The following is a 12,149-nucleotide window of genomic DNA, read 5'->3' as shown; positions in this document are numbered from 1 at the left end:
CTTCGGACAATCGGGCCCGCCGCCTCCCGCGGATCGCGCATCACAGCAGTCGCGGCGGCGGGGCCTCGAATGTCATGCGGCCGGCCTTCATGCCCCAGACGGGACGGCAGATCTCGGCCACTGCCGCGGCCCCCGACGGGCATGGCAGAAGGACAAGGTCGGCGGCATCTCCGGTTCTGATCCCGGCCTCGCGCCCCAGAAGGCGGTAGGGCGCGGCGCTGATCATGTCGAACACGTCCGACAGCCCCGCCGGATCGCCGATCTGGGCGACATTGGCGAAGAGGTTCGCCATCCGGGGCAGAGAGCAATCGCCATAGGGCGTGAACGGGTTCAGCACGTTGTTCGTGGCCACCGTGCAGCACAGCCCCGCCGCGTGGAACCGGTGCGCCGGGGCCACGCCGCGCGGCACGGCTTCGGTCCGGTCGCGCCCCATCATGAACAGATCCGTCGCCGGCAGCACCGTCAGCGCGATCCCCGCATCGCGCATCAGGGCGATGGTCTCCTCCAGCTGCGGTGGGGGCAGCATCGACAGCTTGGTGACATGGCCGATGGCGACGCGGCCCTGCATGGCGTGCGCGATGGTCTGGCGGGCGACCTCGTCCAGGTGCCGCCAGCTGGTATCCAGATCGAAATCCAGGTGGAAATCCAGGTCCACGTCGTAGTGACGCGCCATGTCGAACAGGCGCGCGATCTGGCCGTTGGGGTCACTGTCGGTATAGGGGCAGCCGCCCAGCAGGTCGGCGCCGGCGTCCAGCGCGGCGCAGAGCAGGTCATCGGTCCCGGGGTTGTTCAGCAGCCCTTCCTGCGGGAAGACGCAGATCTGAAGCTCCAGCGCACGGGCGTAATCGGCCTTCAGCCTGCGCACCGCCTCGAAGCCGGCAAGGCCCACGACAGGGTCGATCTCCACATGGGTGCGGATCAGCGTGGTGCCCTGGCAGATCGCCTTTTCCAGCACCCTTGCGCCGCGCGCGTAGATGTCTTCTGCCGTGAAATCCTGCTTGGCGCGGCTGACGGCGTCGATGGCACCCTTCAGCGTGCCCGACGGATTGGTCGCGCGGTCCAGCAGGCAGGCCTTGTCGAGATGCAGGTGACTGTCGGCAAAGCCCCGGATCAGCCGCCCGCCATCGGCGTCGATGATACGCGCGTCCGAGGCGATGGAGGGCGCGATATCGGCGATCCGGCCACCCCGGATGCCCAGATCGACCGGCGCCGCGCCATCCGCCAGAAGCGCGTTGCGGATCACGAGGTCCAGCGTCATTGGGCGGCCTCCTTCTGTCCGCCGCCCAGGTAGGCCGCGATCAGCGCTTCGTCGTTCAGCAGATCGCGCGCCGCGCCTTCGGCCACGATGCGGCCCTGTTCCAGTATGTAGCCCCGATCCGCCGCCGCCAGAGCCAGCGAGGCCATCTGATCGACCAGCAGGATCGTGGCCCCCTCGTCGCGCAGTTCGGCAAGGATGGAATAGAGCTCCTCGACCATTGCAGGCGCCAGGCCCAGCGACGGTTCATCCAGCAGCAGCAGCTTCGGCCGGGCCATCAGGCCGCGGGCGATGGCCATCATCTGCTGCTCGCCGCCCGACAGCAGCCCGGCGGGGCTGTGCAGCCGGTCGCGCAGGCGGGGGAAGCAGTTCAGCAAGGCTTCCAGTTCCTCTGGCCCCGGCCGGTCCACCCGGCGATGGGCGCCCAGTTCGATGTTGTGAAGGACGGTAAGGTCAGGGAAGACCTGTCGACCTTCGGGCACCAGCACCAGCCCGCGGTCGACGATCTGGTGCGGGGGAAGGCCGCCGATGGCCGCGTCGTCAAGGATCACCCGGCCTCCGGTAGGAGCCATCAGCCCCGCAACGGTGCGCAGGAAGGTGGACTTGCCGGCGCCGTTCGCGCCGAGCAGTGCGACCATCTCCCCCTGCCCCACCCGCAGGCTGACCGATTGCAGGACGTCGGCGGCGCCGTACCCGGCACACAGATCGCGGGCGATCAGACGGTCCATCGCGCCCGGTTCATGGTCCAGCGCGCGGGCAGCGACCGAAAGCGTGCCTTCGCCCAGGTAGGCCGCGATCACGCGGGCATCGCTGCGGATGGCGGCGGGGGGGCCGAAGGCAATGGGCTCGCCCGCGTCCAGGGCCAGGATGCGGTCGGAAATGCCCATGACGAGCTCCATGTCATGTTCCACCAGCACGACGGCGATCCCCGTGTCGGCCAACCGGCACAGAAGATCGGACAGCGCGCGCTTGTCGCCCTGCATCAGCCCGGCGGCCGGTTCGTCCAGCAGCAGCACGCCCGGTCGCATGGCCAGCGCGCGGGCGATCTCCACCAGCCGCCGGTCCACATGGGGCAGATCGGCGGCCCGTGTTCCGGGGTCTCCGTCATAGCCCACCAGCTGCAAAAGCCCCCGCGCCATCGCGCGCCGCTTCGGCGTGCCAAGCGCGGTGAACACACCGCCGAACCGGCCGCGGGGGAAGCCCGCCAGCACGTTTTCCTCGGCCGAGAGCGTTCCGAAGAGCCGCGTCGCCTGGTAGGTGCGCGCGATCCCGTGCCGTGCCGTGGCATGCATTGACCAACCCGCGATGTCGGTGCCCAGCGTTTCGATCCGCCCCGCACCCGGGCGGTAAAAGCCCGAGATCATGTTCAGAAGCGTCGTCTTGCCTGCGCCGTTGGGGCCGATGACGGCCGTGACCTCTCCCGGCACTGCCGTGAAGCTGGCCCCGTTCACCGCGCGGACGCCGCCGAAGGCGATGCCGAGACCGTTCACCTCCAAACCCTGCGGGGTTTCGGGCGTGACGAAGGCCATACTGTCCTCAGCCGATGCAGGCTCCACCCTTTGCGCCCGGCGGGGCAGGAACGCGGCGACGGTGCCCACGATCCCTCGCGGGGCAACCAGCAGGACGGCGATCAGAAGCGCGCCGAAGAACAGCAGGCGGTATTCTGCGAGGCCCGACAGGAATTCGGGCAGCAACACCGCGACGCCTGCGCCGACCAGCGGGCCAAGGACCGTCCCGGCCCCGCCAAGGATCACGGCAAACAGGAACAGGATCGACTGCGACAGCACGAAGTTCGACGGCGCGATGAACTGCATCAACGAGGCGAAAAGGCCGCCCGCAAGCCCCGCCGCTCCGGCAGCGATGGCGAAGGCGGCCAGCCGGGTGACGAAGGGATCATAGCCCAGCGACCCGGCCGACATCTCCTGATCGCGGAAAGCCGACATGGCAAAGCCCCAGCCGCTGACCGACAGGCGCCGGTAGGCCAAAAGCCCCAGCGCGGCCAGCACCATGGCAAGGCGGACAAGGTCGGTTTCGCTGAAGGCATAGCCAAGGATCACGGGCGCGTCGAAGCCGAACAGCCCGTTCTGCCCGCCCGTCAGATCGCGCCATTCGATGGCCAGGTGTTCGACGATGAAGGCGAATGCGATGGTCACCATGGCCAGGAACGGCCCGCCCATCCGCACCGCCGGCACCGCCAGCACGCAACCGACGGCGGCGGATATGGCCGTGGCGGCCGGCAGCGACAGCCAGAAATTCACCCCGGCCTGCAACAGGATCGCATGGGCATAGGCGCCGATGGCAAAGAACCCGATCTGGCCAAGCGAGACCAGCCCGGTGAGCCCGAACAGGACATTCAGCCCGGTGCACAGGATCGTCCAGATCGCCACCAGCCCGAAGATGAACTGCATGTAGCTGTTGACGGCCCCCAGAAGAGCCAGCGCGGCCAATGTCAGGCCTAGGATCAGAAGGTCGAGCCCCCGTGCTTCGCTCATGCGCACCGGATCAGACCTTTCTCAGCGCGGCGGTGCCGAACAGGCCGTTGGGCTTGACCGCCAGTACCGCGATCAGCAGCCCGAAGACGACGATATAGGTGTAGGAGGACCCGAGGTATGTGGTCACCAGCGCCTCGACCAGACCGTAAAGGAACCCGGCCAGCATCACGCCAGAGGCCGAGGTCATGCCGCCGAGGATCGCGACGGCAAAGGCCTTGATCCCGAAAAGCGTGCCCATATCGGAATGCACGGAGAGGAGCGGCGCGATCAGCAGCCCCGCCACACCGGCCAGCATTGCCGACAAGGCGAAGGAGCCGGAGATCATTGCGGTCGTGTTGATCCCCATCAGGCGCGCGGCTTCCGGGTTCTGCATCACCGCCAGAAGCGCCCGGCCCTGTCGGGTCCGGCGGAACAGGATCTGAAGGGCAAGCGCCAGCCCCACGGCCACGACCGGGATCAGGATCTGCTGCGGATAGACGCCGGTGCCGAAGATCTGCCATGTCGTCCCCACCAGCGGCGACGGCAGGCTGCGCGGTTCGTTCCCGAAGGTGAACAGCACCGCATTGTCCAGCAGGATACCGCCCGCGACGGTCGCCATCAGCCACGCGTCCGAGCCACGGATCGCGAAGGGGCGGATCAACAGGTATTCCACCAGAAGCCCCATCAGCCCGCAGCCCACCAGCGTCAGCGGGTAGGCCACGATCACCGGCAGACCGGCGCGCTGGGTCAGGACGTAGCCCAGAACGGCCCCCAGCATCACCATGGAACCTTGGGCGAAATTCACCCGGGAACAGACCGAATAGGTGATCTGGAAGCCAAGCGCGATCAGCCCGTACATCGCGCCAAGGCCAAGCCCGGTCACAAGGGCCGTGGTCAAAAGGGTCATGTCCTGCTCCGGGGACCTGGGCCGCATCGAGCGGCGGAAAAGGGTCCCGGGACGATGCCCGGAACCCCGTCTTCATGGTCGGACGTCAGTCCTTCAGCGGGATGATCTGTCCGTCGACGAACTGCGACAGGACGTAATCGTCGGGGCCAAGTGCATCCTGATTGTCGGGCGAGAACGGCGTGTCATAGGTCTTGATCACGCCTTCGACGCCTTCGATCTTGTACATCGCATCACGGATCGCCGGGCCGTCGGTGGAGCCTGCAAGCTCGATCGCCGCGGCCAGAAGCAGGGTCGCGTCATAGGCGTTGGCGATGCCGGTCGCGGGGGTCACGTCGGCCAGCGTCTCGATTTCGGGGAACTTCTCCTGCAGTTTCACGAACAGGGGGTGCGAGGGATCGGTGAAGAGGAAGGTCTGGATGAAGTGGACCTTCTCGCCGCTGTCGCCCGCCAGTTCGGTAAAGCGGCCGCCCGCGGGACCCCAATGCGACGCGATCGGCACGTCCCATCCCATCTTGTCGAGCGATTTCACCACCTGCGCAGAAGGCGCCACATTGGCCACCATGAACAGGCCATCGGCGCCGTTTTCCTTCAGGCGGGTCAGCTGCGGCGTCACGTCGACATCGTTGCTTTCGAACTTCTCGATGCCTGCGTGCTCCATGCCGCGCGCGTCCAGAGCTTTCGTCAGACCTTTTTCGTTCGATTCACCCCAGGGGTTGTTGATCAGGATCATCCCCGGCTTCTTGGCGCCGTATTTCGTCACCAGGTATTCGGTGATCGCCTCGTCCACGATTTCATCCACGGCGGACACGCGGAAGACATAGTTTTCTTCAGCGCCGTTCTTGGTGATAGGCGTACCGGCCGCCCACGGGCCGACAAAGGGCACCTTGGACTGGTTCGCGAACGGCACGATGGCCAGCGATACCGGCGTATCCAGCCCGCCGATCAGCGCCGCGACGTCCTCGCGCTGGACCAGTTCGCGGGCGGCCACCAGGCCCTTGCCCGGATTGCTTTCGTCATCGCGGCTGATCAGCTCCAGCGGGCGGCCCAGCACGCCGCCGTCGCCGTTGATCTTGTCCAGCGCCAGCGTGATGCCGCGGGTGATCGCTTCCCCCGATTTGGCGGATTGGCCGCTGAGTGCGGCGACGAGGCCGATCTTGATCGGATCTTCCTGCGCGGTGGCCGGAACGGCAGAGGCCAAGCCAAGTGCGGCGGCGGCGGCCAGGATCGTGCGGCGGGATAGTGGACGTCGGACGTGCATGGTCGGTGTCTCCGGTGTGAAGGCGGTTACGTGCCTTCATCGCCACCGGCGCGGGTCCGGCTGTCAAACACGGGCTGGCCACAAAACGAGAGAACCGCCGCAATCGCACGTCCGATGCACAGAGTTTGAGCGGATTGCATGCAAAACTTGTATGAAATTATCGCATGCATATAGGACCGGTCCGCAGGGGGTGGCAGGATCGAATCATCCCGTGATGGAAGGATTGACGATGAAGCAGACACCAGCTCCCGACGACGACACCCTGCCCGAAGAGGCGCGCATCGTCCGCGATTACCTTGAAACGTCGATGGTCCCCGACCCGGAGCGCGCGGCGACCTACATGGCCGACGAAGTGACGATCACCTTCACCGGCGGCCGCGTCTATCACCACCCGTCGGGGCCGTCTGGCTTCAACGCGGGCCGCTATGCCTGGGTGAAGAAGGACATGCGCCAGTTCGACGTGGCGCAGGGGGCCGAAGGGACGGTCGTCTATTCCACGGGCTACCTGTACGGCGAATGGCCCGATGGCACGCCCTTCGAAGGCAACCGTTATGTCGACCGCTTCGTCGTCGAAGACGGCAAGATCGTGAAGATGGACGTCTGGAACGACAGCGCCGAACGCATCCTGACAGCACGGGGGATCGAGGCGTAAGCTCAGCCGCTGTTGCGCACGCCGCTGGCATAGGGTTCCAGCGCATCGAGGTAGGAATACCCGTTGATCTCGGCCCCCTTGAACTGGGCACGGGCCGAGACGGCCTCAAGATGCGTGCGGGCGATGTCCTGCGCGCGGACCACGTCGCCGGATTTCAGCGCGGCCAGGATGTCGCGGTGCTCCTGTATCCCGCAGACGGTTGAATGGGGCCGCGCGAATTGGGACAGGGTCAGCCCGCAGCGATAGGCGACCTCGTTCACATAGCGCGCCAGAACCGGGCTGCCGGTGAGGTCCGCCATGAGGATGTGAAACTCCGTCGCCAGCCGGATCGAGATCGGCTCCGGCCCCGACTGCGCTTCTTCCTCGCGCGCGATGTGGGCTTCAAGTGCCGCTTCCTGTTCCGCGGTCAGCCCGGCGGCAAGACGCATGATCACAAGGTCCTCGATCTGGGCGCGCAGTTCGAACAGGTCCTGCGCTTCTTCGAGGCTGGGCATGGCAACGGCGGCGCCGCGGTTGTGGCGCAGCTCCACCAGCCCTTCGGCCGCAAGGCGCTCCAGCGCCTGCCGCACGATGGTCCGGCTGGTGCCGAACCGTTCGCCCAGCGAATCCTCGGGCAGCTTCATGCCAGGCTGCAGCGCGCGTTCCAGAATGGCCGACCGCAGGGCCACGCAGATCAGTTCAGACCGGCTTTTTGGGGGCTGGCGCGGCACCATGACTGTCCCTGCTCTCCTGTTGCGTCACAGACGCTGACACGTCCGGCGACCGCTCGCAAGCCCGTCCCCCGCCCCGCCATGCCGCGATGCGGCGGAAGAGGCGGCAACGACCGGCCGGGCGACATCGGCCTCCCGGCCAAGGACGCTGCCCGCTTTCCGGCGATTGCGGAACAATTGCCTGTCCCAGCCCTTTCCACCGATGCACGGCACATCACGATCGGACAGGACAGGACAGAGCGCATGGCAGATACCGACAATCAGGTGAACAAGATCTTCGACGACCTCGGCGACGCCGCAAGCGCCAGGGGCGAAGTCCGCGTGGGCACCATCGCCGAAAACCTTGGCCACCGCGGCATCGGCCCGTTCCTGACGGTGCCCGCGCTGATCGAGATCTCGCCCATAGGCGGCATCCCGGGCATGCCCACGCTTCTGGCCGCGATCATCGTGCTATTTGCCGCCCAGATCGCCATCGGCCGCAAGCATATCTGGCTGCCGGACGTCCTGGAACGGCAGACCATCCCGGGCGACAAGCTTCGCAAGACCACCGACAAGATGCGGCCCGTGGCCGACTGGCTCGACAAGTGGTTTCACGAACGCCTGCCCCGCTTCGCGTCCCACGGCGCCAAGCGGATCGGCGCGGTGATCGTCATCCTTCTGTGCACGACGGTGCCGCCGCTGGAGCTGATCCCGTTTGCCAGCACCGCCCCCATGGCCGCCATCGCGCTGATCGGGCTGGCCCTGACAGTGCGGGATGGCGCGTTGATGCTGGCCGCCTACGCTCTGGCCGCGATCGGCCTGATCGTTTCGCTTGCGTCGTGGCTGGGGGGTTAACCGGACCGCCACCCCGGGCCGTCAGCTTTGGGACCATTCTTCCACAAGCGCCACGGCGGCGCCGAACCTCTTGCGGTAAGAAGACAGGTCCCGGGCCGGTGCGATGTCCGTGCATTCTGTCATCCAGGACAATCGGGTCCCGACAGCCTCCGCGGCGAGAAGGGCCACGCCAAGGCTCGTCTGTTCCCCGAACGCCGCAGCACGCAGCGGCTTTCTCAGCACATCCGCCAGGAACTGGCAGAACCCTTCGCTGCCGGTCATGCCCCCGTCGATGCTGACGGGAACGGCGACAGGGCAGTTCCGCTCGATCTCGGTCACGACTTCGGCGATGCGCAGGGCCACGCCTTCGCACACCGCCTGCGCCAGGTCCGTGCGGGTGTGCGACAGGCCAAGGCCCAGCCAGCCGCCCCGCGCGCGGTCGTTCCAGTGCGGGCAGCCAAGGCCAGACAGCGCAGGCACGAAGACAAGGCCACGGTCGATCATCGGCGGATCGGCGAAGGTCTCGATTTCAGCGAAATCCCCAATCAGGTTCAGATCCTTCGCCCAGTTCAGCGCCGAGGACGCGGTGAAGACCCCGCCTTCGATGGCGTATTGCACGGGCTCTCCCTGCCGGCGCCACGCGACCGAGGGCACGGTCGCGGTGCCGGCCGCGGGCACATGGTTCCCGGCCAGCGTCAACGCGAAGGCGCCCGTGCCCACGGTGATCTTGGTGCCACCCGTGTCGCGCACCCCGTGCCCGTACAGGGCGGCCTGCTGATCGACGATGCTGCCGGCCAGTGTCAGGCCGTCCACGTGCCCAAGGTTGCCATTGCAATCGCCGATGGGCGGCAGCGCCTGCATCGGGACACCGAAGAGGCCGCACAGATCCGCGTCCCAGTCGCAGGTCTGAAGGTTCATCAGCGAGGTGCGCGAGGCGGTGGCGACATCCGTCTCCCCCCGGCCTGTCAGCGCGTCGCGGAAATAGGCGTCGGTCGTGCCAAGGCGCAGGCGACCGGCGGCCAGAAGCGCGGCAGCGTCGGGGACGTTCCGAAAGCACCACGCCAGCTTCGCGGCCGAGAAGTAGGGCGACAGCGGCAGGCGGCTGCGGTCCATCACCAGAGGGCCATGTCCTGCCGCTTCAAGGTCACGACACACCTGGGCCGTCCGAGCATCCTGCCAGACCATGACCGGGGTCAGCGGCTGTTTCGTCTGCTTGTCCCACGCAAGGCAGCTTTCGCCCTGGTTGGCGAGGCCGATTGCCATGGCGCCCGCCGCCTTTCCGGCCGCGATGGCAGCGCGGATGTTCGACAGGATCTCGACCGGGTCATGCTCCACCCAGCCTTCACGCGGATAGATTTGGCGGTGTGGGCGGCGGAAGATCTCCCTTGGGGCCGCGTCCTCCGCGAACAGGAACGCCGTCGTCGCGCTCGTGCTCTGATCGATGGAAAGGATCGTCATGGCCCGGGCTCCGTCACGCGCGGCAGGGGCAGCAGGATGCGCCGTTCGGGGCGGGACTCCACGCGATGGGTCGTGCTGCCCATGACAATGTCACCCCGATAGGCCCGGGACAGGCGTAGCTGCATCCGGTCGAAGGCAGGCGCGACAGAGGGATCCGATGCGCTCAGAACCTGCGGCAGGGCGAACTTTATGGCGTCCGTATCGGCCTTGGCCGTGATGAGCGTGCTTCCCAATGGCGGAAGCGCGCCGCGCAGGGCGGCGTCGATGGTGCGGGCCACGCGGCGGCCTTCGTTCCAGCACCAGCCCGCCGTCTCGATAGCGTGCAGTACGTTGCCGGCGGCGAAATAGGCGGGATCGGACAGGCGCCCGTACTGGTCGATCCGGGGGCCAAGGCTGCCAGCATCGACGGCCAGCGGACTGTTTCGGAGCAGCGCGTTTTCCGGGCGGAACCCGCCGGTGAAGACGACGCCGTCGCATTGGATGTCCTGCGCGCCTTCGGGCGTGTCGAGGGTCACGGCCTCCACCCTCGTTCGCCCGTGGATCGCGGTGATCGTCGTTCCGAAGCGCAAAGGAACGCCCATAAGCCGCGGCGCCAGGGCCATCACGGCGCGGGCGGTGGGCCGCGCACCGCTTTCGATCATCGCTGAGGGGCGCGCGCCGTGGGTCAGGCAGGTGACGAGCGCCGAGAAGGAAACAAGCTCCGTTCCCACGATCACCGGGCGCTTGAATGGCAGACCACCCGAGAACGTGGCGAAGCCCTGCAGCGTTGCGGTGTTCATCACGCCGCCGGGCTTGGTGCCGCCGACCAGCCGCGCGGCGCGGGGCGTTTCGCGCGCGCCGGTGGCCAGAAGGACGGCACGGCCGGTCAGGATGTGAACGCCGTCGGGAGAGGAGACTTCGACCTCCCCCCCCGGCCGCAGGGCCGTGACGGTGGTCTGGCAGCGGATCTCGGCGCCGGCTTCGCGCGCCTCGTCCACCAGTCGGCGCGCATAGGCCGGGCCGAACATCACCCGGTGCCATTCGCGCATGCCGTAGGGGGAATGCAGACAATGGCGCGGGATGCCCCCGGCGTCGCGTTCACGCTCCAGCACCAGCACGCGGGCCACGCCCAGCCGTTTCAGTTCCGTCGCCGCGGACAGGCCGGCGGGTCCGGCGCCGATAATGATGACGTCGAATTCAGTCATGGCCGGGGCCTTCGCTGTCCAGCAGATCCTGCACCGCCTGTCCGCAATAGAAGCCCTGGCACCGGCCCATCGTCGCGCGGGTGCGGCGCTTGAACCCGGCGAAGCTTTGCGGGGCCAACGGGCCGGTCAGCGCGGCGCGGGCTTCACGGAAGGTAACCTTTTCGCAATGGCACAGCACGCCGTCATTGCCGGGCAGTTGCCAGTCGCGGGTCTGGTCTTCCGCCAGCATGGCCATGCGCGGGATCGTGGGGTCGGGAAGAGCCTGATATTCCCCGGCGAGCGTGCGCCCGACATGCGCCGCCAGTCCCAGCGCCGCGCTGAGGCCAGTGGACCGTATGCCGCCGACGGTGATCATGTTGCGACCCTCATGCGTGCGCAGCTGGTAGTCCTTGAACTCGCTGGCGGGGCGGAGGCCGGCATAGATCGTCGTCACTTCTTCGTCCGCCAGTGCCGGCAGGATCTCGGCGCCCTTTGCATCCAGCATCTTCAGCGTGGGTGCGTCCAGCGCGGCGGTTTCGCGGTCGTCCTGATCTTCGGCGGTGGGGCCGACCAGCAGGTTGCCCCAGATCGTCCGGCACACGACGATGCCCTTGGTCTTGTCGGTGGGCACCGGCAGCAGGATGTGCCGCGCCAGCCGAGCCGCCCTCTTGTCGTAGACAACAAATTGGCCCTTGCGGGGGCGGATCGTGAAATGCGCCTCGCCCAGCAGCATCTGGTCGATCCGGTCACCATAGAGACCGGCGGCATTGACCACATGGCGCGCGGCGACGGGCCCCTTGGAGGTGGCGAGCGTCCAGCGGTCCCCGTCGAAGGTCCCGCCCTGCACCTCGCACGACCGTTCCAGATCCGCGCCGTTCAGCAGCGCATGCAACAGGTAGCCATGGGGCGCCGACCACGGGTCGACCAGGCTTTCCCCCGGCACCCGGAACCCGGCCCGCAGCGTGCTGTTGAGGTTCGGTTCCAGTGCCAGCACCTCGGCCCGGCCAAGCGGCACGACATCGTCCACCCCGTTGGCCCGTGCGTGCGCGATCAGCGCGGGCAGGCGCGCTTCCTGTTCTTTGGTCCAGGCCAGCACCAGCGCCCCGCAGCGGTCGAGCGGGAGGTTCATCCCCGCCCGCAGCGTTTCGTATTCGCGATGACCTTCCTGAATGCAGGCCAGCTCCACCGATCCTTCGGGCGCGTCGAAGCCGGTGTGCAGGATGGCGCTGTTGGCCTTGGACGCGCCATCGAGGATGTCGGCCCCCTTTTCCAGCACCACCACCCGCGCGCCATCCAGCGTCAGGCGGCGGGCAATCGCGCAGCCGACAACGCCGGCACCGATTATCGCAACATCATAGGTCTGTGTCATCCGCCGCTCCGGGCAGGCCGGGCGTGTGCCGGCATGGTTTGCAACATTTCTAACCAGTATCGCCTGATCAGTCAATTTTTCATGCCAATATTG

The 12,149-nt window shown here is 67.3% G+C and carries 10 protein-coding genes; 2 read left to right on the top strand and 8 right to left on the bottom strand.

Annotated features, from left to right (window positions below; translation table 11 throughout):
• Positions 1-40: 40 nt before the first annotated feature.
• The 4 genes from D4754_RS13760 to D4754_RS13745 all read right to left on the bottom strand — a co-directional run bounded on the left by D4754_RS13760 (position 41) and on the right by D4754_RS13745 (position 5,891).
• Positions 41-1,258: an amidohydrolase family protein gene (locus D4754_RS13760; protein WP_121064505.1), complete on the bottom strand. Its 1,218-nt coding sequence runs from the start codon at positions 1,256-1,258 to the stop codon at positions 41-43.
• Positions 1,255-3,747, bottom strand: a complete 2,493-nt coding sequence (locus D4754_RS13755) for a branched-chain amino acid ABC transporter ATP-binding protein/permease (RefSeq protein ID WP_121064503.1) — start codon at positions 3,745-3,747, stop codon at positions 1,255-1,257. Before D4754_RS13755 ends, D4754_RS13760 begins: the two co-directional genes overlap by 4 nt.
• A gap of 10 nt (positions 3,748-3,757) precedes the next feature.
• Complete coding sequence (locus tag D4754_RS13750) at positions 3,758-4,633, bottom strand: branched-chain amino acid ABC transporter permease (protein ID WP_121064501.1); 876 nt, start codon at positions 4,631-4,633, stop codon at positions 3,758-3,760.
• Positions 4,634-4,718: 85 nt separating this feature from the next.
• On the bottom strand, positions 4,719-5,891 hold the full coding sequence (locus tag D4754_RS13745) for an ABC transporter substrate-binding protein (RefSeq protein WP_121064498.1): 1,173 nt from the start codon (positions 5,889-5,891) through the stop codon (positions 4,719-4,721).
• A gap of 229 nt (positions 5,892-6,120) precedes the next feature.
• Between D4754_RS13745 and D4754_RS13740 the strand changes: the two genes are divergently transcribed.
• Entirely contained in the window at positions 6,121-6,543 is a 423-nt protein-coding gene (locus D4754_RS13740; protein WP_121064496.1) for a nuclear transport factor 2 family protein, read from the top strand.
• Positions 6,544-6,545: 2 nt separating this feature from the next.
• On the opposite strand, the gene D4754_RS13735 is transcribed toward D4754_RS13740, so the two are convergent.
• Positions 6,546-7,256, bottom strand: coding sequence for a GntR family transcriptional regulator (locus D4754_RS13735; protein ID WP_121064494.1), 711 nt, complete (start codon positions 7,254-7,256; stop codon positions 6,546-6,548).
• 240 nt (positions 7,257-7,496) lie between these two features.
• On the opposite strand from D4754_RS13735, the gene D4754_RS13730 reads away from it, so the two are divergent.
• The gene (locus tag D4754_RS13730; RefSeq protein ID WP_121064492.1) at positions 7,497-8,087 is read left to right on the top strand and encodes an exopolysaccharide biosynthesis protein; all 591 of its coding nucleotides are present in this window, start codon (positions 7,497-7,499) and stop codon (positions 8,085-8,087) included.
• A gap of 21 nt (positions 8,088-8,108) precedes the next feature.
• On the opposite strand, the gene D4754_RS13725 is transcribed toward D4754_RS13730, so the two are convergent.
• Genes D4754_RS13725 through D4754_RS13715 form a run of 3 tightly spaced genes read right to left on the bottom strand, consistent with a single transcriptional unit; the run spans position 8,109 to position 12,056 of the window.
• Positions 8,109-9,524 (bottom strand): FGGY family carbohydrate kinase, encoded by a 1,416-nt coding sequence (locus D4754_RS13725; RefSeq protein ID WP_121064490.1) that lies wholly within the window; start codon positions 9,522-9,524, stop codon positions 8,109-8,111.
• Positions 9,521-10,708 carry an NAD(P)/FAD-dependent oxidoreductase gene (locus tag D4754_RS13720; RefSeq protein ID WP_121064488.1) on the bottom strand — a complete coding sequence of 396 codons (1,188 nt, stop codon included), beginning with the start codon at positions 10,706-10,708 and terminating at the stop codon, positions 9,521-9,523. The genes D4754_RS13725 and D4754_RS13720 overlap by 4 nt, the downstream gene beginning before the upstream one ends.
• Positions 10,701-12,056: an NAD(P)/FAD-dependent oxidoreductase gene (locus tag D4754_RS13715; protein WP_121064486.1), complete on the bottom strand. Its 1,356-nt coding sequence runs from the start codon at positions 12,054-12,056 to the stop codon at positions 10,701-10,703. The genes D4754_RS13720 and D4754_RS13715 overlap by 8 nt, the downstream gene beginning before the upstream one ends.
• Positions 12,057-12,149 lie beyond the last annotated feature (93 nt).

Source organism: Chachezhania antarctica (assembly GCF_003646465.1).
GTDB classification, from domain to species: Bacteria; Pseudomonadota; Alphaproteobacteria; order Rhodobacterales; family Rhodobacteraceae; genus Chachezhania; species Chachezhania antarctica.
This window is presented reverse-complemented; position numbering and strand designations above follow the sequence as displayed.

Coding starts and splice junctions, on each gene's coding strand:
- D4754_RS13760 (WP_121064505.1), bottom strand. CDS start 1,258: ATGACGCTGGACCTCGTGATCCGCAACGCGCTTCTGGCGGATGGCGCG.
- D4754_RS13755 (WP_121064503.1), bottom strand. CDS start 3,747: ATGAGCGAAGCACGGGGGCTCGACCTTCTGATCCTAGGCCTGACATTG.
- D4754_RS13750 (WP_121064501.1), bottom strand. CDS start 4,633: ATGACCCTTTTGACCACGGCCCTTGTGACCGGGCTTGGCCTTGGCGCG.
- D4754_RS13745 (WP_121064498.1), bottom strand. CDS start 5,891: ATGCACGTCCGACGTCCACTATCCCGCCGCACGATCCTGGCCGCCGCC.
- D4754_RS13740 (WP_121064496.1), top strand. CDS start 6,121: ATGAAGCAGACACCAGCTCCCGACGACGACACCCTGCCCGAAGAGGCG.
- D4754_RS13735 (WP_121064494.1), bottom strand. CDS start 7,256: ATGGTGCCGCGCCAGCCCCCAAAAAGCCGGTCTGAACTGATCTGCGTG.
- D4754_RS13730 (WP_121064492.1), top strand. CDS start 7,497: ATGGCAGATACCGACAATCAGGTGAACAAGATCTTCGACGACCTCGGC.
- D4754_RS13725 (WP_121064490.1), bottom strand. CDS start 9,524: ATGACGATCCTTTCCATCGATCAGAGCACGAGCGCGACGACGGCGTTC.
- D4754_RS13720 (WP_121064488.1), bottom strand. CDS start 10,708: ATGACTGAATTCGACGTCATCATTATCGGCGCCGGACCCGCCGGCCTG.
- D4754_RS13715 (WP_121064486.1), bottom strand. CDS start 12,056: ATGACACAGACCTATGATGTTGCGATAATCGGTGCCGGCGTTGTCGGC.